The sequence below is a fragment of the Micromonospora sp. WMMC241 genome (genome assembly GCF_027460165.1).
Classification (GTDB): domain Bacteria; phylum Actinomycetota; class Actinomycetes; order Mycobacteriales; family Micromonosporaceae; genus Micromonospora; species Micromonospora humi.
In genome coordinates, this window is record NZ_JAPZBF010000001.1 from 3,288,449 (window position 1) to 3,311,652 (window position 23,204).

The following is a 23,204-nucleotide window of genomic DNA, read 5'->3' on the forward strand; positions in this document are numbered from 1 at the left end:
GAGTCCGGCCTGTCGGACAGAACACGTAGCCGATCGACCCGCCGGTGGACCAGGATCGGATCATGACATCCGCCCACCCCCGGATCACCACGCCCATCACCCCCGACCTGCTGCGCGGGGCCTTGGACCTGGAACGTACCGCGCACGGGGTGCTGCCGCACCGGCTGCCCGCGCGGGCCCGGGCGCAGAACTCCGACCCGCAGGTGGCGATGGCGGAGGCGATGCCGTCGGGCGTACGGCTGGTGTTCCGCACCCGCGCCACCGTCGTCGAGCTGGACGTGCTCGCCACCAAGATGGTCTACCGGGGCACGCCGCCGCGCCCGGACGGCCGCTACGACCTGCTTGTCGACGGGCGGCTGACCGGCCAGGCCACGGCCGGCGGCGGCAAGGTGCTCGCCATCGACCTGAGCAACGGTGCGGTGAGCACCGAGCCGGGCCCGGTCGCCGCGGTCCGCTTCGCCGACCTGCCCGCCACCGAAAAGGAGGTGGAGATCTGGCTGCCGCAGCGGGAGATCACCGAGCTGGTGGCGCTGCGCACCGACGCGCCGGTCGAGCCGGTCGGCGACCGCGGCCGGCGGGTGTGGCTGCACCACGGCAGCTCGATCAGCCACGGCTCGGACGCGGAGAGCCCCACCGGCACCTGGCCGGCGATCGCCGCCGGGCTCGCCGGCGTGGATCTGGTCAACCTCGGCTTCAGCGGCAGCGCGCTGCTCGACCCGTTCACCGCGCGGGCCATGCGCGACGCCCCGGCCGACCTGATCAGTGTCAAGATCGGCATCAACCTGGTGAACAGCGACGCGATGCGGCTGCGCGCGTTCACCCCGGCCGTGCACGGCTTCCTCGACACGCTGCGCGACGGGCACCCGGACACCCCGCTGCTGGTCGTGTCGTCGATCCTGTGCCCGATCCAGGAGGACACGCCCGGGCCGGGCGCGGCCGACCTCAGCACCGGCACGCTGCGGTTCGTCGCCACCGGCGACCCGGCCGAGCAGGCCGCCGGCAAGCTCACGCTGCGGGTCATCCGCGCCGAGCTGGCCCGCATCGTCGCGGAGCGGGCCACCGAGGACCCGAACCTGCACTACCTGGACGGGCTGGCGCTCTACGGCGAGGCGGACTTCGCCGAGCTGCCGCTGCCCGACGCGCTGCACCCCGACCCGGTGGCGGACCGCCGGATCGGCGAGCGGTTCGCGGCGCTGGCGTTCGGCCCGGGCGGTCCGTTCGCCGACTGAGCGGGCGGGCGATCCCGGCTCCGTCGACCCGTCGACGCCGCGGGGCGGTCCGCCTCATCCACTACACTCGCCGGACTGTCCCACCCGAACGAAGGACGTACATGGCTCGCCCCTATGGTCCCGGACCGAAGCAGTTCGTCTTCGCCGCCGGCGACGGCGACGATCAACGGGTCTCGGTGCGTGATCCGCAGGAGGCCTACGAGGCGTTCGCCGCGTTCCTCCAGGGGCGAGAGTCCGACACCTCCACCATCAGGGACGAACCGGCGGGGCAGAGTCTCGTGCTCATGCCCCGTCGAGGGCTGATCTCCCGATTCCGGGATGCGGACCAACCCCGGTCGGAACACCTCAAGGTCGACCGGGGCAACCGCTACCTTCCGGCCGCGATGCTGTTCTTCGAGAACGGATACGCCGGCCTCGACTACTTCGGCCAGTGGCTCGCCGACCTCTCCGACCTCGACGCGGCACCGGAGGCCCGCGGCGCCACCCGCGCCGCCATGTTCACCACGGAAGCCGCGGCCATCGCCGAGGTGGGCCGGATCTGGGCGGACTCCGGCATCGTCGACCCGAGCGACCGGTACTACGTCTTCTTCGACTCGGACGATCTCGACCACGACCGGGCCGAACGCGCCGAGCTGCTCCAGCTGATCGCATTCCTCGGTCTGGAACGCGTCGACCCTCCGGCCGGGGCCGCCGGGGGCGAGGTCTGGGTGCGCAGCGATCCGCGACTCGACGCCGAATGCGAGCGATGGTCGTGAGCAGACCGGCGAGAGACGTCGTCTTCACGCGCGTCGGCGACGGCTGGATCCCGGACGTGGTCCGCTCCGACGGTGAGCTGAAGCTGATGCTCGCCGCCGGGGCCGACGCCAATCACGAGCCTCGCGTGTTCACGGTCCCGATCTCCGAAGCCCACCTCGCGGTGATCCGGGAGGACCTGACCCGACACCTGCTGCTGTGGAGCGCGGTCCTGCCGCTGTGCGACGCCGCCGGAAGCCGGGGGCGGCTCGACGAGAACGCCGCCGTCGCGCTCCTGGACCCGGTCCTGCTCTCCCCGCCCGCGGAGGTCGACGCGCTGTTCCGGCGCATCCGATGGGACCGGAGTCGGCTCGTCGCCCACGGCGCCGACGTCGACCTGCTCGAGCGCGGTCGGGTCTGCGAGGCGATGCGCGCGGCGACGGAGGGGGCGGACGAGAAGCGTGCCCAGGAGCATGCCGCGAACCGCCGTCGCGCCGACCGCGGAGTGGTCCTCGGGCCGCTCGACGCGCAGATTCTGCGGTACACGGGCCAGTACCTGCACGGCGCGACGATTCCGAGGCGACTGCCCGACGACGTCGACCCCGCGCTGCTGCCGCAGGTCATGCGGGTGATCGCCACCGCGGAGCAGGCGTGCGCCGGGATGCGGATCGGCCTCGATCCGCGGCGGGGAAACCGGGCCACGGACAAGGGCGACTGGGATCGGACGGCGGCGACGGTCGACGCGGCCGTGCGCCGCGCGTACCCCGATCTCGCCGGCGACGCGGTGCGTACGGTGAGCTTTCTGATGTGCTCGGAGGTGGCGGAGCGTTCCAGGAGCGCCCCGGTGGAGGACGACGACGAGGCCGCCGCCGTCGGTGGGAGTGCGGGGAAGACGGCCCTGTCGTTCACCGACGACAAGGGCGGCGAGGTGACGTGGTCGCGGGACGGTCCGCGCACCGCCTCCGCCGAGTTCTGGGCGTTCGTCGCCGACCGCTCCGCGGCGGACAACGAGGTGTTCACCATCGAGGACGAGGAGATGGGCGAGGGGATCCAGCTGCACTTCTACGCGGACTCCGTCGCCCGGATCACCACGGTCCGCCCCGGGGAAGGCGGGTCGGATCCGCAGTACCGGGTCGAGTACCGCCTGGTCGACGGGATGGCCGGATACCGCGAGCTGGTGCGTGCCTTCGTCCGCGGCGGCTGCGCCGCACTCGACAGGCACGGTCCCTGGATGTCGGACGTCGCCGAGTTCGAACGCGCGCGTCGTCGACGCCACGGGCGGTAGGTCCCGGCAGGAACCGCCGCGCGGGACAGCGGGTGGTGCGGCCCGTCGCTACGGTACGGAAGGTGGACAGCTCCCACCCGCCGGTGGCGGGCATCGTGCACGAGGCACCCGGCTCGACCGTCCGGCTGCGTCCGGTGGCCGAGGGCGATCTGGCGATGTTGCGCCGGTTCGCTGTCGAACCGGGGTTGATCGGGCTCGACTGGGCCGGCTTCCGGGACGCCGCCGCGCCGGCCCGCCGTTTCGCCGAGGACGGTTATCTCGGCGAGCGCACCGGCGGCCTGGTCGTGCAGGTCGACCCGGCGGAGGACGGCCCGGCCGGCTACCTCAGCTATCTGCAGGGCCAGTACGGCGGCCGGGCACCCTACTGGGAGATCGGGATCGTGCTGCTGCCCGAGTGGCGCGGCCGGGGTATCGGCTGGCGGGCCCAGGCGCTGCTCTGCGACTACCTGTTCAGCCACACCCCGGCGCAGCGCATCCAGGCCGGCACCCATGCCGAGAACACCGCGGAGCAGCGCTCGCTGGAGAAGGCCGGTTTCCAGCTGGAGGGGGTCGTGCGGGCCTGCGAGTTCCGGGCCGGCGCCTGGCGCGACGGGTGGCTCTACAGCCGGCTGCGTGACGACCCGTCACCGCTGTGACGGGTCGTCACGACCTGGTCCGGCCGGCGGCTCGCCCAGCGTCAGATCCGTCGGCGGCCGTACGTGCCGGCGACGATGGCCACGCCGATGGCGGCGAAGACGACCTGGATCAGCAGCTCGATCCAGTCGATGCCGTTGGTGTCGGCCACGTCCAGCGCGCCGGCGACGGCCGTGCCCAGGAGGGCCGCCACCACGCCGATGACCAGGGTGAGCCAGATCGGGATGTTCTGCTTGCCCGGTACGACCAGGCGACCCAGGGCGCCGATGATCAGACCGATGATGATGCCGGAGATGATGCCGCCGACGTGCATGATGGTCGCCCTTCCACGGGGTGGTTGTCGTCGCCGACCTGATTGCCCAAGGCAACGAAAAACGAAACCGACTGGTGTGTGATGGCTCAGGCACCCCGAGGAGGACACATGGCACACGGCCCCGTGCTGGTCGTCGGGCTCGACCCGGCCCGGATCCCGGGCTGGGACCCGGAGCCGGTCGTGTCCGCGATCGCCCGCGGACACGCCCGGTTCGCCGAGTACGGGATCGAGGCCGACCTGTGCCTCACGGCGACCGACGCGGCCGCCGAGGAGCAGATCACGGCAGCGCTGACCCGCCGGGAGTACGCCTGCGTGGTGGTCGGCGGCGGCATCCGCAAGCACGAGCCGTTGCTGGAGTTCTTCGAACAGGTGGTCAACCTGGTGCACCGGCACGCTCCCGGCGCGGCGATCGCCTTCAACAGCACGCCGGAGGACACCCTGGACGCGGCGCTGCGCCGGCTCGGCTAGGGCGTGTCCCGCAGCGGCCACACCTCGACCACACCGTGGGCCACCGCGCACGGCGTGCCGGCCACCATCTCGATCGCCTCCTCCATCGACGCCGCCTCGATGACGGCGAACCCGCCGATCGGCAGCGCCGAGGTGAGGAACGCGCCGTCGCGCACCTGGGTGCCCGCGCCGTCGTGGTTGCGCACCTGCGCCGGCGGGCCGGCGACGCCCATCCGCACCCCGGCCGCCCGCAGCCGTTCGTCGTGTGCGTGGGCGGCGTCGCGTACGGCGGGATCGGTGCGGTCGTAGCCCGCCTGGTCGCCGTATCCGATGGTGATGAACGTCGGCATGGCTCGGTCCTCTCGTCGCGCGTGCGGTCACCGCCCTGCGTACCACGCGCTCCCCCGGCGCGCCGCCCGTCAGCCGCCGGGCGAGGTGGAATGCGCCGCGACGACCCGCGCGGTCGGATCGCCACCGCCCGCGCCGCCCAGCCGGTCGGTCAACAGGAAGCCGGGGAGCCGGAACCCGGCCGCGTGCTCCCGCTCGGACAGCACGAACGTGCCGCCGCGCCGATCGGGCTCCCACCCGTGCCGCACGGCATAGCCGACGACGGCGCGCACATCGGCCGGCGTCGGGTAGGCACCGTCGACGGTGCAGGGCGTCCACGGCGTGCCCCAGGTGGTCGACAGCAGGTCCACCTGGAGCGCCTGGCCGGTCTTCCCGGTGCCCCAGATCCGCAGCCGGACGCACCGGTGACAGTCGGTGCTGCCCATCACGTCCCGGATCTCCGCGCGCCACGAGACGGCCCGCCCCTCGATCCACAGCCGCCGCAGTCGGGTTCGCATCGACCGATCCTCGGGTCGGGACAGCGGCGCACGCAACCGGGTTCCCGCCGGCGGCATCAATCGAAGATCGTTTATTGACAACGTTTTCGAAGGCGCAGTAGCGTGAGGTCGGCGGGAGCGGAGGGCAGGTGCCCCGCCGGAAGCCGGGTGCCGTCCCGCGCCGCAACAGCACGAGCCGTCCGTCGGTGTCCGGGTCCCCGGCGGGCCGTTCTCCATCGCGCCCGCCCTTTCCGCACGACGTCGCCGCCGGCCGGTCCACGCCGTCGCGCCGCCGCGGCGACACGCCACCACCGATCACCATCCGGAGGACCCGATGACCCGAAGACTTCGACTGTTCAGCGCGGCGGCCGCCGCCGTGGCCGTCATGGTCGCCGCGGCGACCATGGCCACCGGCCCGGCGAGCGCCGAATCCAACGGCGGCGTACGGGTGATGCCGCTCGGCGACTCCATCACGGACGGTTTCAACGTCCCCGGCGGCTACCGGATCGAGCTGTGGCGGAGGCTGGCGGCGGACAACTACCGGATCGACTTCGTCGGCTCGCAGTTCAACGGCCCGAGCAGCCTCGGCGACCACGACCACGAGGGCCACTCCGGGTGGACCATCGCCCAGGTCGACGCCAACGTGGTGAACTGGCTGCGGGCGACGAACCCCCGAACCGTGCTGCTGCACATCGGCACCAACGACATGTACGGCGACACCAGCGGCGCTCCGTCCCGGCTGGCCACCCTGATCGACCGCATCACCACGACGGCGCCCACGACCGAGGTCTTCGTCGCGACGATCGTCCCCAAGTCCGGCGCGGACACTCAGGTCCGCGCCTACAACGCGGCGATCCCCGGCATCGTGAAGAGCCGGGCCGACGCCGGGCGGCGGGTGCACCTGGTAGACATGTACGCGGCCCTCACCCTCAGCGACCTGGCCGACGGGGTGCACCCCAACGCCGGCGGCTACAACAAGATGGCCGCGGCCTGGTACGCCGCGCTGCGGTCGGTGCCCGGCAGCATCAGCGACGGCACCCCGCCCACCAGCGCGCCGCCCACCACCACCCCGCCGACGACTCCTCCGCCCACGACTCCCCCGCCGACCACTCCGCCGCCGGCCGGCGGATGCCGGGTCGCCTACACGGTCAACGCCTGGAACAACGGCCTCACCACCGCCGTCACGATCACCAACACCGGCGGCTCGACCGTCAACGGCTGGGCGCTGGCCTTCACCCTGCCGGGCGGACAGACGATCACCAGCGGCTGGAACGCCACGTACGCGCCGACGAGCGGCGCGGTGACCGCGCGCAACGTCTCCTACAACGGCGCCATCGCCCCGAACGGCTCGATCGACATCGGCTTCCAGGCCACCCACACCGGCAACACCGGCAAGCCGGCGTCGTTCAGCCTGAACGGCGCTGCCTGCTCGATCTCCTGATCGCACCCGCCCGCCGTACGGGTGGACGGCCGGTCGCCACCGTCGTGGCGCACGGCCGTCCACCCGAGCGAGCGGTGCCGCCGGGTGGCGGCAGGCGTGCCCGGGTCGGTGACTCAGTCGGCTTTCACCGCGAGGACCGGGCAGGGCGCCCGGAGCAGGATCTCCTGCGCGGTCGACCCCATGATCAGCTTGCCGACCGGGGTGCGGTGCCGCACGCCGATCACCACCATCGACACGTCCGTGGTCGTGGCGAGCTCGACGATCTCCTCGGCCGCGTCCCGGCCGCGGACCAGCTGCCGGACCTCGTGCGGCACCCCGGCCGCGACCAGTTCCCGCACCACCCGGTCCAGGTCCGGCTCGCCGGCCAGCCTCGGGTCGACGTAGGCGTCGCCGCGGGACGTGTTCAGCACCAGCACCCCCTCGTCGCGGAGGCGGGCCTGCTCGATCGCTGCCCGCAGCGCCGCCTCCCCCGGCGGCGAGGGAACGTAGCCCACCAGGATCGTCATGCCGTCACCGACCTTTCCCGAAGCGGTCGCACCACGAAACGCGCCAGCAGCGGCCAGAGGAGCACCACCAGGATGACCGCGTACACCAGCCAGGACACCCAGCCGCCGACGAGGCCGTGCAGTTCGCCGCCGGAGAGCTGCAACGCCCGCCGGCCCTGCAACTCGGCGCGCGGGCCGAGGATCACGCCGACCACCAGCGGCAGGATCGGCAGCCCGAAGCGTCGCATGCCGAACCCGAGCAGGCCGAGGGTGAGCAGCAGGAACAGGTCGAACGGCTGGGCGTTGACCGCGTACGCGCCCATCGAGGCGAAGAAGACGATGCCGGCGTACAGGTAGGGGCGGGGAATCCGCAGCAGCCGCGCCCAGGCCGGCGCGAGCGGCAGGTTGAGCACGAGCAGCATCAGGTTGCCCACGAAGAGGCTGGCGATCAGCGTCCAGACCAGCGCGGACTCGCGGGTGAACAGCAGTGGCCCGGGCTGGATGCCGTACTGCTGGAAGCCGGCAAGCATCACCGCGGCGGTGGCGTTGGTGGGCAGTCCCAGCGCGAGCATCGGCACCAGCGTGCCGGCGGCGGAGGCATTGTTCGCCGCCTCGGGCCCGGCCACGCCCTCGATCGCTCCCCGGCCGAACTCCTCCGGATGCCGGCTGAGCTTCTTCTCCGTGACGTACGACAGGAAGGTGGGGATCTCGGCGCCGCCGGCCGGCACCGCGCCGAACGGGAAGCCGAGCGCGGTGCCGCGCAGCCACGGTTTCCAGGACCGCCGCCAGTCCTGCCGGCCCATCCACGGCTGGCCCACCGGGATCACCTCGCCGGCGCGTCGCCGCAGGTGCGCGGCGATCCACAGCGCCTCGCCGACGGCGAAGATGCCGACCGCCACCACGACCACGTCGACGCCGTCGGCGAGTTGCGGCAGGCCGAGGGTGAGCCGCTGCTGACCGGTCTGGTCGATTCCGATCACCCCGATCACCAGGCCGAGCAGCAGCGAGGCGAAGCCGCGGATCCGGGAGGCGCCGAGCACGGCGGTGACCGCCACGAACGCCAGCAGCATCACCGCGAAGTAGTCGGGCGCGCCCAGGCTGACCGCGAACGACACCACCGGCGGCGCGACAAGCACCAGCAGCAGCGTCGCGATGGTGCCGGCGACGAACGAGCCGATCGCGGCGGTGGCCAGCGCCTGCGCGGCCCGGCCCGCCTTGGCCATCTTGTTGCCCTCGATCGCGGTGACCACCGACGACGACTCGCCGGGGGTGTTCAGCAGGATCGAGGTGGTCGAGCCGCCGTACATGCCGCCGTAGAAGATGCCGGCGAACAGGATCAACGCCTGGGCCGGTTCCATGCCGTAGGTGACCGGCAGCAGCAGCGCCACGGTCATCGCCGGGCCGATGCCGGGCAGCACGCCGACGGCGGTGCCGATCGTGACGCCGAGCAACGCGATCAGCAGGTTCATCGGGGTCAGCACGTGGCCGAACCCGTCGAGCAGGGCGGAGAGGCTGTCCATCTAGAGGATCCCTTGCAGCACACCGGCGGGCAGGTTGACGCCGAGCCCGATGGCGAAGGCGTAGAAGGTGATCAGCGACAGCGCGACCGCGATCACCAGGTTGCGCACGTGGTGCCGGTTGCCGAGCGCGAACGCGGAGCCCCAGAACAGCAGCGCACCGCTGATCACCCAGCCCAGCGGCTCGATCAGCACCGCGTTCACCACGAACGCCGCGATCAGCAGCAGCACCGTGCGCCAGTCGATCGGGCTGCTCAGGTCGACGTCCTCGCCACCCTCCGGCTCGCCCGTGCCGCCGCGGTACACGTCCACCGCGTAGACCGCCGCGACCACCAGCAGCAGCGCGCCGAGCAGCATCGGCACCGGTTTCGGTCCGATCGGGTCGGCGGCGTTGAGGGCCTGGCCGATCCGGCCGGCGTCCACCAGCACGAGCGCGCCGAGCACGGCGAGGAACGCGCACACCGCGTACTGCGCGCGGTCCGGGCGCGCTTCGCCGGCGGCTGCGCCGTCGGACGGTCCGGCGCCCGGCGGTACGGCGTCGCGCGGTTCGCCGGCGGGCGTCGGACCGGGTTGCGCCGGGATCTCGGGTACGCCCGGAGGCCGGGGCGGCGGGTCGCCGTCCCGGTCCGGTCGCGTCGACGTGCCGGTCATGCCAGTCCGAGCTGCTTGAGCAGGTCGGCCACCGACGTGTCCTGGGCGGTGAGGAACGCGCCGAACTCGTCGCCGGTGACGAACGCGTCGGTCCAGCCGCGCTTGGCCAGCTCGGCCTTCCACTCCGCGGACTCGTGCATCTTGGTCAGCGCGTCGATCCAGACCTTCTTGTCGGCGTCGCTGATCCCGGGCGGGGCGACGATCCCCCGCCAGTTGGTGAACACCAGGTCGATCCCGGCGGACTTCAGCGTCGGGACGTCCTTCAGCGCGTCGATCGGTGCCTCGCTGGTGACCGCGAGGACGCGGAGCTGACCGGCCTCCACCTGGTCGAGGAACTCGCCGAAGCCGCTCGCGCCGAAGGCGACCTTGCCGCCGAGCACGGCCGGCAGCAGTTCGCCGCCGCCGTCGTAGGAGACGTAGTTGACCTGGCGCGGGTCGATCCCGACGGTCTTGGCGAGCTGCATCGGCAGCAGGTGGTCCGGGCCGCCGGGCGAGGAACCGCCGCCGACCGCGATCTTCTTCGGGTCGGCCTTCCACGCCGCCACCAGGTCGTTGATGGTTTTGTACGGGGAGTCCTTCGGCACCACCACGGCGCCGGCCTCCTCGATCATCTTGGCCAGCGGGGTGGTCTGGGTGAGCGTCGCCGCCGACTTCGAGGTGTACGAGGCGCCGACCACGCCCAGCCCCATCTGCATGGCGAGCTTGCCGTTGCCCTTCTCGTTCACGGTCCGCTGGAGACCGACCGTGCCGCCCGCGCCGGGCAGGTTGAACACCTGTACGCCGGTGGCGATCTTGGCGTCCTCCATCACCTTGGCCGCGGTCCGGGCCGTGGTGTCGTAACCGCCGCCCGGGCTGTTCGGCACCATGATCCGCAAGCCCGCGACCGGCTTGCCGTCCTCGCCTGGCTCGTCCTGCCCGGCGGTGGCGCCGCACCCGCCCAGCGCGAGAGCCGTCGCCATCGCGACGCCCATGACCAGCACACTTTTCCTGGTTGCCATCATGTTTCTCTTCCGTTTCGAATGAGTCCGGCGGCAAGATGATGGCTCCCGGTCGGGTCGCCCGTCTGCGTTGTGTCACCAGCGGAAGTTGAGGTCTTTGTGGTCGCGGTCACGTCCCGGCGCCGTACGCTCGCCGGGCAGCTCCTGATCCTCCAGCTCGCCATCATCCTGGTGGTGCTGGTGGCGGTCGCCGCCGTGTCCCTGGCCCAGTCGGCGGCGACGTTCAACCGGGTCGAGGGCCGCCGGGTGGCCGCCCTCGGCGAACAGCTCGCCGGCAACGCGCTGCTGCGCGACCGGCTCAACCGGCCCGCGCCGGGCGAGGCGATCGCACCGCTGGTGCAGAACACGCTCACCCAGTCCGGCGTCACCTCGGTGACGGTGGCCGACGCCCGGGGCCGGGTGGTCAGCTCGACCGACCCGACGCTCGTGGGCGGTCAACTGGTGCTCGGCGACCCGGGGGTGACCCGGGGCCGCAGCTGGTTCGGCGAGCTGGAGTTGGGCCGGTCGCGGGAGCTGGTCGCCCAGGTGCCGGTGCTCGGCGCGCGGGAGGAGAACCTGGGCCGGCACCTCGGCGTCGTGGTCATCGGCGAGGCGTCGCCGAGCTGGTGGCAGCGGCTGGTCGGAGCGTCGTCGTACCTCTTCACCTACCTGGGCATCGCCAGCGCGCTCGGCGTGGCCGGGTCCTGGCTGCTGGCGCGCCGGATCAAACGGCAGACCCTGGGGTTGGAGCCGCGCGAGATCGCCGGCCTGGCCGAGCACCGGGAGGCGCTGCTGCACGGCATCGCCGAGGGGGTGATCGCGCTGGATCCGCAGCACCGGGTCACCCTGGTCAACGCGGTCGGCCGCCGCCTGCTCGACCTGCCCGAGCACTGCCTCGGCCGCAGCCTCGCCGAGCTGCGGATCAACGGCCGGCTCCGGGACGTGCTGGCCGGGGCCGGCGGCGGCGCGGCACCGGACCAGGTGGTCGTCCGGGGTGGCCGGGTGCTGGTGATGAACCGGACGACTGTCACCAAGGACGGGCGTCGGCTCGGTTCCGTCACCACGCTGCGCGACCGCACCGAACTGGCCCGGCTGGAGCAGGAGCTGGGCTCGTTCCGCAGCACCACCGAGCTGCTGCGCGCGCAGACCCACGAGTTCGCCAACCAGCTGCACACCATCTCCGGGCTGATCCAGATCGGCGAGCACGACGAGGTGGTCCGCTACGTCGACACGCTCAGCCGGCACCGCGCCTCGCTCGACCTGACCATCACCAGCCGCATCCACGACACGGCCGTGGCGGCGTTGCTGATGGCCAAGTCGGCGGCCGCCGCCGAGCGCCGGGTGGAGCTGCGCGTCTCCGAGCGCACCGGGCTGGACCGGCTGCCGCCCGAGGTGGCCGCCGACGTCGCCACGGTGCTGGGCAACCTGCTGGACAACGCGGTCGAGGCGGTGGCCGGTGACGCCGCCACCGGTCCGGCCTGGGTCGAGGTGGAGCTGCGCCAGGACACCGCCTCGGTGGAGATCGTGGTCCGCGACAGCGGGCCCGGCGTCGCGCCCGAACTCGCCACCGAGGTCTTCACCCACGGCTTCACCACGAAGGCCGCCGAGGGCGGGGAACGCGGCATCGGCCTGGCGCTCACCCGGCTGGTGTGCCACCGGCGCGCCGGGGAGGTGGCGGTGACGAACACCGACGAGGGCGCCATGTTCACCGCCCGGATGTCGACGTTCCCGACCGCGCCGCAGGGGGCCCGATGATCGACGTACTCGTGGTCGACGACGACTTCATGGTGGCCCGGATCCACCGCGGCTTCGTCGAGCGGGTCCCCGGCTTCCGGGTGGTCGGCACCGCCAGCACCGGCGAGGAGGCGGTCTCCGAGATCGACCGGCTGCGCCCGGGCCTGATCCTGCTCGACCTCTACCTGCCCGACATGTTCGGCCTGGACGTGGTCACCCGGATCCGGGCCGCCCGGCACGACTGCGACGTGCTGGTGATCAGCGCCGCCCGGGAGGCCGAGGCGGTGCGCCGCGCGGTCCGCTACGGGGCGGTCAACTACCTGCTCAAACCGTTCGGCTTCGACGAGCTGCGGGTCCGCCTGGAGCAGTACGCCGCGCGCCGCAGCGCGCTGCGCGCGGCGGTCGTCGCCGACCAGGCCGACGTCGACCGGGTGTTGTCGCGAGGCGGGGCGGTCGCCGCCGTCCCGACGCTGCCGCGCGGCCTGAGCGCGGAGACCGCCGACCTGGTGGAACGCGCGCTGCGCGGGCACGACGGCACGTTGTCGGCGAGCGAGTGCGCCGACCGGGTCGGCATCTCCCGGGTCAGCGCCCGCCGCTACCTGGAGCACTTCTCCGGCAGCGGCCGGGCCGAGGTGACGTTGCGCTACGGCGCCGCCGGCCGCCCGGAACGCCGCTACGCCTGGCTGTCCTGACGGGTGGGGGCGGTGGCCGTCCGGCCACCGCCCCCACCCGGTGCGTTCGTCAGGCCGGCCTGCCGGTCACGGTGAAGTTCCGGGTACGACCGACGTTGTCGAACGAGCCGAAGCCCACCCGACCGGAGGTGAACGTGGTGTCCTTCGCGGTCATCAACGGATCCTTATGACCGTCGACGTAGACGGCGATCTCGCCGGTGGCGGGCAGGTGCACCACCCGCACGTCGTGCCACTTCGCGTCCGTGACCGCCGGGTTGGCGCCCCGGGAGCGGCCGTTCCACTGGTGGTCGATGCGCTCGCGGTCGGCGTTGTCGACCTTGAAGATGCCGTTGTGCGGATAGATCGTGTTGTCGGTGGAGAGGTGCGCGTAGTAGTACTGCGTGTCCGACTGCCAGCCGAACACGACGATCACGTCGCGGTTGGTCACCTCGACCGGGGTGTCCAGGCGTACCTTGGCATCGATCCGGACCGACGTCCAGGCCGGGCCCTTGGTCAGCACCGCGTACTCGAAGGGACGCCGCGGGCCGGTGGGGGCGTCGCCGGCCTCGGCGAGGATCACCTGGTTGCCCTCGAACCGCCACTTCGACGGCGTCCGCGGCGCCCAGTTGCGCTCGCCCGCGGTGTTGTTGACCCGGGTGCGGCCCACATCGCCGTCGGCCACCTTCCTCGTGCCGACCACCTTCCAGATCTTGCCGTTGGCCTTGGCCACCAGGTAGATCTCCCCGGCCGCGTCGGTGCCGAAACGCAGGTCGACGCGGTTCGGGTCGCCGGGCGCGCCGGGCGCGGAGAGGTCCCGCATGCGGACCAGGTCACCGGCGGGCGTGTAGAGCGCGAGCTGGTGGATCTCGGCGAGCCCCCGGCCGCGCCGCATCTCGTCGGCCTCGGTGTAGAGGACGCGACCGTCGACCAGGTCACCGAAGACGTACTTGCCGGTCAGCGCCGGCAGGGTGCGGCCGCGGTAGACGAACCCGCCGGCCACCGCGACCCCGACGTCCGAGGTGCAGTTCCAGTCCGCGGGCGGGTCATGGTCGTACGCGGCGACCGGGTAGGTGTAGCCGTACTTCGCGTCGTCGGCGGGCAGCGGGTAGAGCTTGTCGCACGGGTTCGTGGCGGTCTTGTCGAAGACCCAGTTGCCCTCCCGTTCGCTCCAGCCGAAGTTGTCGCCGGCGCGCACCTCGTAGATCGACTCGACGGCGTGCTCACCGATGTGACCCAGGTACATCTTTCCGGTGGCCTTGTCCCAGGAGAACCGGTGCGGGTCGCGGAAGCCCACCGCGTAGATCTCGCCGAGCGCCCCGGCGCGCTTGACGAACGGGTTGTCGGCGGGGATGCCGTAGCGGCCGTTGGGGGCGTTGGTGCCGCGCGGGTCGATGCGCAGCAGCTTGCCGTGCGGCAGGCCCATGTTCTGCGGGTCGCCGTTGCCGGCGCCCTGACCGCCGTCGCCGACGGCGAGGTACAGCATCCCGTAGTCGCGGTCGCGCGGCTTCGCGGTCGGATTGAAGTTGATCTCCTGGACGCCGTGGATCTGGCCGGCGAAGCCGATGCGCAGCAACTCCCGGTGCGTGCCGGCGAACGTGTCGGCGGCCGGGTCGGTAGCCGTCCACTCGGTGATGACGGCCTGGTAGATCGTCTTCGGCTGGGCGTAGTCCGGCGTCCGGGGGGCGAGCGTCGCCTGCTCGGTGTGGATGGTGTAGAAGCGACCGTTGCGGCCGAAATCGGGGTGGAACGCGACGTATCCGAAGCCCTGGCCGAGGCCGCGGCCGGAGAAGAACTGCGGCGCGAAGGTGGCGGCCACGTCCAGGTAGACGTGCGGCACCCCGTTTCGCACCAGGTAGAGGTTGCCGTTGAGGTCGGGCACCGCGCGGCGGCCGGAGCGGTCCGGAAGCTCGCTGATGGTGTTGATCCGCGCCTTGCGGACCAGACGGTTGTCGACCGGGACCGGGTTCGGGGTGGACTGCGGGAAGCTGGCGTACTCCTCGAGCACCAGGCCGAGGCGGGACTGGGTGGGCGTCTGCGGGATCGGGTCGTAGACCGCGCCGGCGGCTCGCGCGGGCGCGCCGACCAGTGTGGACAGGACGAGGGTGGCGGCGGTGACGCCGGCGGTGAACACGGCTCTGCGGAGCCGGCCGGCGCTGCCACGGTGGTGGGACACGCGGTTCTCCTTGTCGACGGGACGGGTCATCGGCTCATCAGCCGGTACTGCGCGGCGACGTCGCGGGCCGGCACGACGGTGTCGAGGAACATCAGGCCGTCCATCCGGCAGTCGCACGGGTTGCGTTCCAGGGTGTCCTGCGGGAAACTCCCGCCGATCTTGATGCCGCGCGGGTCGGTGGCGCTGGTGAGGTGCGGGCCGGGCCCGCTCAGCTGCCAGGGGTCGCCGGCGGTGGTGTAGAAGCCGTCGACCGGCCGGCCGTCGCGGTAGAGGGCCATGGTGCCGCGGGTGAAGTCGTACGTGGCGGCCAGGTGCACCCACTCCCCCTTGGGCAGCAGCGTGCGCCAGTCCTCGCGGGCGGCGAACGTCTGCGAGGCGCCGCCGTCGACGCGTCGACCGAGCGCGACCAGGCGCAGCTCGCCGTTCACGTCGATGAGTTCGAGCAGCGCCCGGACGCCGTGCCCGTCGGAGTCGCCGGTGAGCACGCCGGCCAGCCCGATGGCGTTGTAGCGGTCGGTCGGGTCGGCGGTGGTGGAGTTGAGCGCCGGGCCGTCCATCTCGCGCTTGAACCAGCCCATCACCGTGGTGCCGCCGGTGGCGGCGAACGGGCGCAGCGTACGCACGCCGCCGGCGGACCAGATGCCCGCCTTCCAGTCGTCGTTGCCGGCGGTGTCCGGCGCGACCTGCCGGGTCTGCAGCGCCCGGCCGCTGCCCGGATACGCGCGGTCCCGCACCCGCATGGCGGCGCCGCCGTTGACCAGCTCGATCTCGGTGCCGGAGCGACCCTGGTCGCGCTCGAGCGCCGGGTCGCCCGGCACCGGGTGGTCGAAGTCGTAGGAGGCGACCAGGTGCGGTCGGAGGGCGGGGTGGACGTCGCCGGAGGCGGGCCGGCCGGCGTTGGCCGGGCCGGCGGCGGCGGCGACCAGGGCCGACGCGAGCGCGACGGCGGTCACGGCGGCGAGGCGTCGAGGTCTTCTCACGGTGGTGGTGCTCCCTTCGTCGGTGTGAGGTGGTGTCGAAGGTGGATCACCGAACTGCGAAAGCGCTTACGTAAGCGCTTTCGTACCCTATGCTTGTCCCCACGCCCAGGCAAGAGCGCGGCGCGGATCAATGCCCCCAGCAGGAGTTCGTCGATGCCCCGACCCGGTCCACGGCTGCGCCTCGCCGACGTCGCCGCGCGCGCCGGCGTCTCCCTCGCCACCGCCTCCCGCGCGCTGGCCGGCCGCGACGGCGTCAGCGAGGAACTGGCCCGGCACGTCCGCGAGGTCTCCCGGGAGCTGGGCTACGTCGCCAACCCCTACGCCCGGACGCTGGCCGGCGGCGCCACCTCCACGGTCGGGCTGATCGTGCACCAGATCGACGACCCCTACTTCTCCGAGATCGCCAGCGGCGTCATCGAGGTCGCCGCCGAGCAGGGCCTGCTCGTCCAGATCGCGCACTCCGGCCGCGACCCGGAGAACGAGCTGCGCCAGTTGCGACACCTCATCGCCCAGCGGGTCGGCATCATCCTGATCGCCGGCTCCGGCTACGACGACCCGGCGGTCGAGGCGCAGGCCCGCGACGAGCTGGCCGGGTTCCAGCGCGGCGGCGGCCGGGTGGCCGTGGTCGGGCGGCACGCGCTCGGCGTGGACGCCGTGGTGCCGGACAACGAGGCAGGCGGCCGCGCCCTCGGCGCGCACCTGCTCAGCCTCGGGCACCGGCGGATCGCGGTGGCGGCCGGCACGCCCGGCCTGACCACGGTGGCCGACCGGCTCGCCGGCGTGGCCGCCGCGCTGGCCGCCGCCGGGCACTCCCCCGACGCGCTGTCGGTGGTGCACTCCGACTTCACCCGCGACGGCGGCCGGGTGGCGGCCGAGCGGATCCTCGGCGCGTACCCGGAGAGCACCGCGATCGTCGCGCTCAACGACGCGATGGCGATCGGGGTGCTCTCCGTGCTGCGGTCCCGGCGCATCCCGGTGCCGGACCGGATCTCCGTGGTCGGCTTCGACGACGTGTCGGTCGCCGCCGACCTGGCACCGAGCCTCACCACCGTGCGCCTGCCGATGACCGAGATGGGCCGGATGGCGCTGCAACTCGCGTTGAAGCCCCGCGCCACCCGACCGCGCCGACGCTCCACCGGCCACACGCTGGTCATCCGCGACTCCACCGGCCCGGCCCCTGCCCCGGCATGATCGACACCAGCTCGGGGACGTCGCCGGGTCCCCCTCCGGGACACCGCCACATCGCCGAGCTGGCGACCAGAGCCGGCGCGCCGGGCGGGTCAGGGCATGGGCACCCAGGCCAGCGTGGTCAGGCCCGTCAGCCCGGTCGCCTTCAAGCCGGCGTCGGAAACGGTCCAGAGCACGCCGTCGACCACCAGCGAGCGGCGGATCCGCATGCTCCACTGCGCGCCGTCGGCCAGGGACGGCGGATGCGCGATCGTGCCGACCGCGGTGAACCCGTCGGCGCCGACGCGCAACGCCAGCACCTCGGCGCCCGGCGCGCCCCGGCGACCCTCGCCGCCGGCCCGGTCGGTGGCCACGCCGGGCCGCATCACCGGGAGCACCACCAGACGTTCCGGCGCCCACCAGAGGAACGCGTGCGGGTCGAACTCCGCGTCGGACCAGCCCTGCGCGACATGGTGCTGGGCGACCCGGGTCGGCCGGGCCGGGTCGGCGACGTCGAACAACGACACCTGCAGGCCCTGGATCCGCCCCCGGTCGGTCGCCTCCTGCCCGACCCCGAGCAGGCGGCCGTCGCCGGCCGGGTGCAGGTACGACGAGTAGCCGTTGACCTTCAACTCGCCGGTCAGCCGGGGCGCGACCGGGTCACGCAGGTCCACCGTGTACAGCGGATCGGTCTGCCGGAACGTCACCACGTAGCCGGTGGGGCCGAGGAAGCGCACCGCGTAGATCCGCTCCCCCTTGCCCAGGCCGGTGACCTTGCCGACCTCGGTGAGCCGCGCGCCGTCGGTCCGCAGCACGTGCACGCCCGAGACGGTGTCGTCGCCGCTGCCCCACCGGTCGCCGCCCGTCGTGGTGGCCACCCGCAGGTGACCGTCCCACTCCGACAGCGCGTACTGGTTGATCAGCCGGCCCGGCACGGTGCCGGCGGCGACGTAGCGCGGCGTGCCTGAACCGACATCGAACTGGTAGATCTCGGTGGAGTCGGCCGCCCGGGTCGCCGGCCGGAGCGGAAGCCGCCAACGGTTGTCGTTGGTGAGGTAGAGCCGCGGGCCGCTGCTGTAGACGGTGTCCCCGTCGGCCGCCACGGTCACCGGGTCACCCGTGCCGAGAGCGGCCGCGCCGAGGTCGAAGCTGAGCACGGTGACCAGCGACGCGCCGGAGAAGCCGGCGGGCCGGCTGAGCCGGTCGCAACCGACCCGCCCGGAGGCGGTGCGACCGCCCTCGCGGACCTGGTAGCGGGGCAACCAGTCGTCGAGCGTCGCCTTGTCGATCACCGCCCGGTTGGCGGCGGTCCGCTGCGCGTCCGTGCCCTTCGCCGGTTGCGGGAACACCATCCGCGGCGCGGAGCGGACCACCACCCGGGTGGTCGCACCGACCTGCCGGGCGTCGACGAGGTGCCCGTCGACCTGGTAGTCGCCGACGATCCTCGGCGCGCCAGCGAGGTCGACCAGCACCAGCCGGGCCTGGGGGGCGCCCGGCGCCGGGCGCCGCTTCGCCGCGCCCGGCGCGGTGACCCACCGGTCGGGCAGCAACACCAGCGCCCGGTCGCCGTGCAGCAGCAGGTTGGCCTCACCGCCGGCGTACCGCTGCTGTTCGGTCGTCGGGTCGAGCACCAGCCGGCCGGTCAGCCGACGGCTCGCCGGGTCCACCACGGACAGCGTGCCGCGGGAGACCGTGACGATCCGCCGGCCGTCGGTCTTCACCAGGTCCGGCTCGTCCACCCCGGCCTCGTGCACGGTGGTGCCGGAGAAGCCCGCCGACGGCGCGCCCGCCGCGTCCTTCACCGCCCCGCCGACCGCGCCGGCCCGCTCGGCCGCCGCATACGGCAGGATCCCGGCGTCCGCGCCGAGACCCCACGGACCCACGGCCGCCTTCGCGGCGGACCTGAGCTGCCGCAGCGCCTCGTCGCAGGAGTCGAACGCGACCAGCCGCAGGCCGCCCGCCGGCACGCCCCGATCGTGGGGCGGCGGCGCGGCGGGTGCGTGCGTGGTGCAGCCGGCCAGGGTCAACACGGCGACCGTCGCCCATCCGACGGTCCGGGATCTGCCACCAGTCATGGACCGTCAGACGCGGCCGCCCCGGGCGCGGTTCCGCCGCCCGGGGATCAGCCGCCGGCCATCGCGCCGAGCACGATGAACGGCTCCTTGCCGGCGACCACCTCCTCGGGCAGCGGCGAATCCGGCGACTCGTTCGACAGGTCCAGCTCACAGGCGTAGAAGCGGACGAACGCGCGGCGCTCGCCGCTGTGCCGGTCGCGGATCGTGCCCAGCAGCATCGGGTACGCGGTCTCCAGCGCGTCGAGCACCTCACGCTGAGTGGGCGGCCCGGCGACCTCGACGCGGACCTCGCCGCTGACGTGCGCCAGGTTCTTCAGGTGGGCCGGCAGCACGACCCGGATCACGGCAGCACCTGGACCTCGACCGACAGCACCGCCGGCAGGTCGCGCACGATCGGCGCCCAGCTGTCGCCGCCGTCCGCCGAGTGGTAGACCTGCCCGCCGGTGGTGCCGAAGTAGATCCCGCACTCCTCGTGCGTGTCGACGGCCATCGCGTCGCGCAGCACGTTGACGTAGCAGTGCTCCTGCGGCAGCCCGTTGGTCAGCGGCTCCCACTGCTCGCCGCCGGTGCGGCTGCGGTAGACGCGCAGCTTGCCGTCCGGCGGGTAGTGCAGCGAGTCGCTGGTGATCGGTACCACGTAGATCGTCTCCGGCTCGTGCGCGTGCACCGCGATCGGGAAGCCGAAGTCGGTCGGCAGGTTGCCGCTGACCTCGCGCCAGTTCGCGCCGGCGTCGTCGGTGCGCATCACGTCCCAGTGCTTCTGCATGAAGAGCGTGTCGGGGCGGGACGGGTGCTGGGCGAGGCGGTGCACGCAGTGCCCGACCTCGGAATCCTGGTCGGGGATCTCGCCCGAGCGCAGCCCCTTGTTGATCGGCAGCCAGCTCGCGCCGCCGTCGTCACTGCGGAACGCTCCCGCCGCCGAGATCGCCACGTAGATCCGGTCGCGGTCCGCCGGGTCCAGGATGATGGTGTGCAGGCACATCCCGCCGGCGCCGGGCTGCCAGCTCGGGCCGGTCGGGTGCTGGCGCAACGCGGTCAGCTCGGACCACTTCTGGCCGCCGTCGGTGGAGAGGTAGAGGGCGGCGTCCTCCCCGCCGGCGTAGACCGTGTCCACGTCGTGCCGGGACGGCTCGAGGTGCCAGATCCGCTTGAACTCCCAGGGCCGGGGCGTGCCGTCGTACCAGAGGTGGTCGCCGACCTCGCCGGTGTAGGCGAAGTCGTTGCCCACCGTCGTCCAGTTCTTGCCGCCGTCGTCCGAGCGCTGGATGAGCTGCCCGAACCAGCCACCGGACTGCGACGCGTAGAGCCGGTCCGGCTCCACCGGGGAGCCGGTGAGGTGGTAGACCTCCCAACCGCCGAAGTGCGGCCCGTCGACCGTCCAGTCGGCGCGCCGGCCGTCCGACGTCAGGATGAACGCGCCCTTGCGCGTGCCGACAAGTACTCGTGTTGATGTCACGTCTCGTCCTCCGTTCGACCGTTCACCAGGTCCGACCGTGCGCCACGCCGAAACTCATCGCTGTCGTACTCCCCGGGTACGACAATCGGCGTCCGCGCCGGTGGCGGCAAGGCCGCCGCGCCGGCCGCCGGAGGTTGTCGGTGGGTGCGGCTAGCCTGCGCGCATGACCGGGCCCGGAGACGTCCCACAGCCCTACCTCGACCGGCTGCGGCCGGTCTGCCTCGGCCTGCCCGAGACCTACGAGGAGCCGGCCTGGGTGGGCACCCGCTGGCGGATCCGCAAGCGCACGTTCGCCCACGTGTGCACCGTCGACCCCGACCACCAGGCGGCGTACGCGCGGGCCGCGGGGACCGACGAGCCGATCTGCGTGCTCACGTTCCGCTCCCCCGGCGACGAGATCGCCGGGCTGGTCGCCGCCGGCCCGCCGTTCTTCAAGCCGGACTGGGGCCCCGACGTGGTCGGCCTGGCGCTCGACGACGAGACCGACTGGGCCGAGGTCGCCGAACTGCTGACCGAGAGCTACTGCGTGCTCGCCCCCAAGAAGCTGGTCACGCTGGTCGCGCGCCCGCATCCCCCCGGCTGACCCACCCGCCGGGGGATGCGGCGCACCTCCGTTTCCCGCTACCGTGTGCGGGGTAGCACTGCCCGCAACCCGGGCCGGTCGCCGCGGTGGTCCCGGGGCTGGGACCGACGCGGCCACGAGACCGTCCGGGGGGGGGTGAGCGTGCGGGTTCTGGCGGGGCGTTACCGGCTGGTCGATCAGATCGGTCGGGGCGGAACGGCGACCGTCTGGCGCGCCGTCGACGAACTGCTCGGCCGGACCGTCGCGGTGAAGCTGCTCGACTCCGACGCCGCCGACGACCGCTGGTGGCGGGCCGCGGTACGGGAAGAGGCACGGGCGGCCGCCCGGCTGAACCATCCCAACGTGGCCATGGTCTACGACTACGGCGAGGCCCGAGTCGCCGGGTTGCGCCGGCTGCCGTTCCTGGTGCTGGAGTACGTCGAGGGCGAGACGCTCGCCGACGCGCTGCGCCGCGACGGGGCGCTGGACTGGTCTCAGGCGGTCCGGATCTGCGCGGAGATCGCGGCCGGGGTCGCCGCCGTGCACGCCGCCGGGCTGGTGCACCGCGACCTCAAGCCGGGCAACGTGCTACTCCCGCCCGCCGGGCCGAAGCTGGTGGATCTCGGTATCGCGCTCGCGGTCGGCGCCGACACCGTCAACGGCCGGGGCGAGATCCGCGGGACACCCCGCTACATGGCGCCGGAGCAACTGCTCGGCGAGGTCGCGGTGCCGGCCAGCGACGTCTACGCCCTCGGCCTACTGCTCACCGAGTGCCTGACCGGACACCCGCCGGTGCGCCCCGACCAGCCCGAGCGCCCGGACCACCTGGCCGCGCTCCCGGTCGACGGCGTACCGGAGGCGGTCGACGAGTTGCGTCGCGCCTGCCTGGCACCCGAGGTCGAGGACCGGCCGACGGCCGAGGAGGTGGCCCACCGGCTCGGCGGGACCGTCGCGACCCCGCCGGCGCGGATGCGACCCGCCGTGGCCGGCCCTCCGGCTTTCCCGCCGACGGTGGTCACCGGGTCCGCGCGCTCACGACGTCGCCGGGCGCTGCTGGTGGGCGGCCTGCCGGTCGTGCTGGCGGGCGCGGTGCTCGCCGCCCAACTGCCCGGGCTCTCCTCGACCGGCGACGCCGCCGAGGGAGCGGCGGAGCCGCCGTCCGGCGCGCCGTTCGGTTGCGCCGTCGCCTGGTCCGCCGACCGGGCGACGGACGGCACGTTCGGCGCCGACGTCAGCGTCGAAGTCACCGGGCCGCGACCGGCCGGCGAGCCGGTGCTGTCGTTCCGACTCCCGCCCGGTCAACAGCTCACCGCGCCGCTCGACCGCTGGCAGTCGGGCCGCCAGGTGCGTCTGCCGGTGGCGGTGGACCCGGCCGGCACGACACGACTGCCGCTGCGGGGCACCTGGACGGATCGCGCCGGGACCGTCGCCGACTCGTTCGCGATCGGCGGCGTGCCGTGCCGGCGATCCACGGTGGTCACCATCGGCGACTCCCGCTCCGCGACCGGCCCGGACCGACCCTGGGCACCCCCGCCCACCGAGCTGGTACGGGACGAGGGACCGCCGGCCAGCGGCGCGCCGGGACGCGCCTCCGACCCACCCACGGCCGATCCCCGGCCGTCCGGCTCGGCGAGCGGCGCCGACCCGTCGCCGTCGGCCACGCCGTCGCCGTCCACCAGCCCGTCGAAGTCCGCCGAACCGTCGGAGTCGGCGACACCGCCCCGGCCCACCGCCGACCCGACCGAAACGACCGACCCCGACCCGCCGACGACGCCACCGACCGCGCCCGACGGTGAGGCGGCGGAGTCGACCGCCGCGACGCCGGACGGCGGCGCAGGCACCCGGGCCTGAG

The 23,204-nt window shown here is 73.3% G+C and carries 23 protein-coding genes; 11 read left to right on the forward strand and 12 right to left on the reverse strand.

Annotation, left to right across the window (positions count from 1 at the left end; translation table 11 throughout):
- The first annotated feature begins 62 nt into the window (after positions 1–62).
- The 4 genes from O7598_RS15220 (at position 63) to O7598_RS15235 (ending at position 3,881) form a co-directional block, all read left to right on the forward strand.
- Positions 63–1,229: an SGNH/GDSL hydrolase family protein gene (locus O7598_RS15220; protein ID WP_269692007.1), complete on the forward strand. Its 1,167-nt coding sequence runs from the start codon at positions 63–65 to the stop codon at positions 1,227–1,229.
- 101 nt (positions 1,230–1,330) lie between these two features.
- Complete coding sequence (locus O7598_RS15225) at positions 1,331–1,984, forward strand: hypothetical protein (protein ID WP_269692008.1); 654 nt, start codon at positions 1,331–1,333, stop codon at positions 1,982–1,984.
- Complete coding sequence (locus O7598_RS15230) at positions 1,975–3,246, forward strand: DUF6357 family protein (protein ID WP_269692009.1); 1,272 nt, start codon at positions 1,975–1,977, stop codon at positions 3,244–3,246. The genes O7598_RS15225 and O7598_RS15230 overlap by 10 nt, the downstream gene beginning before the upstream one ends.
- Before the next feature lie 62 nt (positions 3,247–3,308).
- The gene (locus O7598_RS15235; RefSeq protein WP_269692010.1) at positions 3,309–3,881 is read left to right on the forward strand and encodes a GNAT family N-acetyltransferase; all 573 of its coding nucleotides are present in this window, start codon (positions 3,309–3,311) and stop codon (positions 3,879–3,881) included.
- 41 nt (positions 3,882–3,922) lie between these two features.
- On the opposite strand, the gene O7598_RS15240 is transcribed toward O7598_RS15235, so the two are convergent.
- Positions 3,923–4,192 (reverse strand): GlsB/YeaQ/YmgE family stress response membrane protein, encoded by a 270-nt coding sequence (locus O7598_RS15240; protein ID WP_181568274.1) that lies wholly within the window; start codon positions 4,190–4,192, stop codon positions 3,923–3,925.
- 108 nt (positions 4,193–4,300) lie between these two features.
- On the opposite strand from O7598_RS15240, the gene O7598_RS15245 reads away from it, so the two are divergent.
- Positions 4,301–4,660 (forward strand): hypothetical protein, encoded by a 360-nt coding sequence (locus O7598_RS15245; protein WP_269692011.1) that lies wholly within the window; start codon positions 4,301–4,303, stop codon positions 4,658–4,660.
- Here O7598_RS15245 and O7598_RS15250 read toward each other — a convergent pair.
- Together O7598_RS15250 and O7598_RS15255 are read right to left on the reverse strand one after the other, a co-directional pair.
- Positions 4,657–4,989, reverse strand: a complete 333-nt coding sequence (locus O7598_RS15250) for a YciI family protein (RefSeq protein ID WP_269692012.1) — start codon at positions 4,987–4,989, stop codon at positions 4,657–4,659. The genes O7598_RS15245 and O7598_RS15250 overlap by 4 nt on opposite strands.
- 69 nt (positions 4,990–5,058) lie before the next feature.
- Positions 5,059–5,484, reverse strand: coding sequence for an integrase (locus tag O7598_RS15255; RefSeq protein WP_269692013.1), 426 nt, complete (start codon positions 5,482–5,484; stop codon positions 5,059–5,061).
- A 313-nt stretch (positions 5,485–5,797) separates the two neighbouring features.
- On the opposite strand from O7598_RS15255, the gene O7598_RS15260 reads away from it, so the two are divergent.
- Positions 5,798–6,904, forward strand: a complete 1,107-nt coding sequence (locus O7598_RS15260; protein WP_269692014.1) for a cellulose binding domain-containing protein — start codon at positions 5,798–5,800, stop codon at positions 6,902–6,904.
- Positions 6,905–7,017: 113 nt separating this feature from the next.
- Here the strand turns inward: O7598_RS15260 and O7598_RS15265 are convergent, their stop codons facing one another.
- The 4 genes from O7598_RS15265 to O7598_RS15280 are packed head-to-tail and all read right to left on the reverse strand — an operon-like array spanning position 7,018 to position 10,555.
- Positions 7,018–7,410, reverse strand: coding sequence for a universal stress protein (locus O7598_RS15265; RefSeq protein ID WP_269692015.1), 393 nt, complete (start codon positions 7,408–7,410; stop codon positions 7,018–7,020).
- Positions 7,407–8,909 (reverse strand): tripartite tricarboxylate transporter permease, encoded by a 1,503-nt coding sequence (locus O7598_RS15270; protein ID WP_269692016.1) that lies wholly within the window; start codon positions 8,907–8,909, stop codon positions 7,407–7,409. The genes O7598_RS15265 and O7598_RS15270 overlap by 4 nt, the downstream gene beginning before the upstream one ends.
- The gene (locus tag O7598_RS15275) at positions 8,910–9,557 is read right to left on the reverse strand and encodes a tripartite tricarboxylate transporter TctB family protein (protein WP_269692017.1); all 648 of its coding nucleotides are present in this window, start codon (positions 9,555–9,557) and stop codon (positions 8,910–8,912) included.
- A complete protein-coding gene (locus O7598_RS15280; protein ID WP_269692018.1) occupies positions 9,554–10,555 on the reverse strand; it encodes a Bug family tripartite tricarboxylate transporter substrate binding protein in 1,002 nt (333 codons plus the stop codon). Before O7598_RS15280 ends, O7598_RS15275 begins: the two co-directional genes overlap by 4 nt.
- A gap of 99 nt (positions 10,556–10,654) precedes the next feature.
- Between O7598_RS15280 and O7598_RS15285 the strand changes: the two genes are divergently transcribed.
- Positions 10,655–12,289, forward strand: coding sequence for a sensor histidine kinase (locus tag O7598_RS15285; protein ID WP_269692019.1), 1,635 nt, complete (start codon positions 10,655–10,657; stop codon positions 12,287–12,289).
- The gene (locus tag O7598_RS15290; RefSeq protein WP_269692020.1) at positions 12,286–12,960 is read left to right on the forward strand and encodes a response regulator; all 675 of its coding nucleotides are present in this window, start codon (positions 12,286–12,288) and stop codon (positions 12,958–12,960) included. Before O7598_RS15285 ends, O7598_RS15290 begins: the two co-directional genes overlap by 4 nt.
- 49 nt (positions 12,961–13,009) lie before the next feature.
- Here the strand turns inward: O7598_RS15290 and O7598_RS15295 are convergent, their stop codons facing one another.
- Positions 13,010–15,112: a PQQ-dependent sugar dehydrogenase gene (locus O7598_RS15295; protein WP_269692021.1), complete on the reverse strand. Its 2,103-nt coding sequence runs from the start codon at positions 15,110–15,112 to the stop codon at positions 13,010–13,012.
- A 26-nt stretch (positions 15,113–15,138) separates the two neighbouring features.
- Positions 15,139–16,092 carry a LamG-like jellyroll fold domain-containing protein gene (locus O7598_RS15300; protein ID WP_269692022.1) on the reverse strand — a complete coding sequence of 318 codons (954 nt, stop codon included), beginning with the start codon at positions 16,090–16,092 and terminating at the stop codon, positions 15,139–15,141.
- A gap of 153 nt (positions 16,093–16,245) precedes the next feature.
- Here O7598_RS15300 and O7598_RS15305 point away from each other — a divergent pair, with 153 nt between their 5' ends.
- Positions 16,246–17,283, forward strand: coding sequence for a LacI family DNA-binding transcriptional regulator (locus tag O7598_RS15305; RefSeq protein ID WP_269692023.1), 1,038 nt, complete (start codon positions 16,246–16,248; stop codon positions 17,281–17,283).
- A gap of 89 nt (positions 17,284–17,372) precedes the next feature.
- Here the strand turns inward: O7598_RS15305 and O7598_RS15310 are convergent, their stop codons facing one another.
- From O7598_RS15310 to O7598_RS15320, 3 genes are read right to left on the reverse strand one after another with little or no spacing between them, the layout of a single operon-like run.
- On the reverse strand, positions 17,373–19,334 hold the full coding sequence (locus tag O7598_RS15310; protein WP_442929857.1) for a beta-propeller domain-containing protein: 1,962 nt from the start codon (positions 19,332–19,334) through the stop codon (positions 17,373–17,375).
- A gap of 47 nt (positions 19,335–19,381) precedes the next feature.
- Positions 19,382–19,678, reverse strand: a complete 297-nt coding sequence (locus tag O7598_RS15315) for a MoaD/ThiS family protein (protein ID WP_091057768.1) — start codon at positions 19,676–19,678, stop codon at positions 19,382–19,384.
- Positions 19,675–20,790 (reverse strand): WD40/YVTN/BNR-like repeat-containing protein, encoded by a 1,116-nt coding sequence (locus O7598_RS15320; protein WP_269692025.1) that lies wholly within the window; start codon positions 20,788–20,790, stop codon positions 19,675–19,677. The genes O7598_RS15315 and O7598_RS15320 overlap by 4 nt, the downstream gene beginning before the upstream one ends.
- 163 nt (positions 20,791–20,953) lie before the next feature.
- On the opposite strand from O7598_RS15320, the gene O7598_RS15325 reads away from it, so the two are divergent.
- The gene (locus O7598_RS15325) at positions 20,954–21,373 is read left to right on the forward strand and encodes an MmcQ/YjbR family DNA-binding protein (protein ID WP_269692026.1); all 420 of its coding nucleotides are present in this window, start codon (positions 20,954–20,956) and stop codon (positions 21,371–21,373) included.
- A gap of 141 nt (positions 21,374–21,514) precedes the next feature.
- Entirely contained in the window at positions 21,515–23,203 is a 1,689-nt protein-coding gene (locus tag O7598_RS15330; RefSeq protein WP_269692027.1) for a serine/threonine-protein kinase, read from the forward strand.
- Position 23,204: the final 1 nt, after the last annotated feature.

Bases quoted from the DNA above. Each gene is read 5' to 3' on its own strand.
- O7598_RS15220 (WP_269692007.1), top strand. From the start codon at position 63: ATGACATCCGCCCACCCCCGGATCACCACGCCCATCACCCCCGACCTG.
- O7598_RS15225 (WP_269692008.1), top strand. From the start codon at position 1,331: ATGGCTCGCCCCTATGGTCCCGGACCGAAGCAGTTCGTCTTCGCCGCC.
- O7598_RS15230 (WP_269692009.1), top strand. From the start codon at position 1,975: ATGGTCGTGAGCAGACCGGCGAGAGACGTCGTCTTCACGCGCGTCGGC.
- O7598_RS15240 (WP_181568274.1), bottom strand. From the start codon at position 4,192: ATGCACGTCGGCGGCATCATCTCCGGCATCATCATCGGTCTGATCATC.
- O7598_RS15245 (WP_269692011.1), top strand. From the start codon at position 4,301: ATGGCACACGGCCCCGTGCTGGTCGTCGGGCTCGACCCGGCCCGGATC.
- O7598_RS15250 (WP_269692012.1), bottom strand. From the start codon at position 4,989: ATGCCGACGTTCATCACCATCGGATACGGCGACCAGGCGGGCTACGAC.
- O7598_RS15255 (WP_269692013.1), bottom strand. From the start codon at position 5,484: ATGCGAACCCGACTGCGGCGGCTGTGGATCGAGGGGCGGGCCGTCTCG.
- O7598_RS15260 (WP_269692014.1), top strand. From the start codon at position 5,798: ATGACCCGAAGACTTCGACTGTTCAGCGCGGCGGCCGCCGCCGTGGCC.
- O7598_RS15265 (WP_269692015.1), bottom strand. From the start codon at position 7,410: ATGACGATCCTGGTGGGCTACGTTCCCTCGCCGCCGGGGGAGGCGGCG.
- O7598_RS15270 (WP_269692016.1), bottom strand. From the start codon at position 8,909: ATGGACAGCCTCTCCGCCCTGCTCGACGGGTTCGGCCACGTGCTGACC.
- O7598_RS15275 (WP_269692017.1), bottom strand. From the start codon at position 9,557: ATGACCGGCACGTCGACGCGACCGGACCGGGACGGCGACCCGCCGCCC.
- O7598_RS15280 (WP_269692018.1), bottom strand. From the start codon at position 10,555: ATGGCAACCAGGAAAAGTGTGCTGGTCATGGGCGTCGCGATGGCGACG.
- O7598_RS15290 (WP_269692020.1), top strand. From the start codon at position 12,286: ATGATCGACGTACTCGTGGTCGACGACGACTTCATGGTGGCCCGGATC.
- O7598_RS15305 (WP_269692023.1), top strand. From the start codon at position 16,246: ATGCCCCGACCCGGTCCACGGCTGCGCCTCGCCGACGTCGCCGCGCGC.
- O7598_RS15310 (WP_442929857.1), bottom strand. From the start codon at position 19,334: ATGACTGGTGGCAGATCCCGGACCGTCGGATGGGCGACGGTCGCCGTG.
- O7598_RS15325 (WP_269692026.1), top strand. From the start codon at position 20,954: ATGACCGGGCCCGGAGACGTCCCACAGCCCTACCTCGACCGGCTGCGG.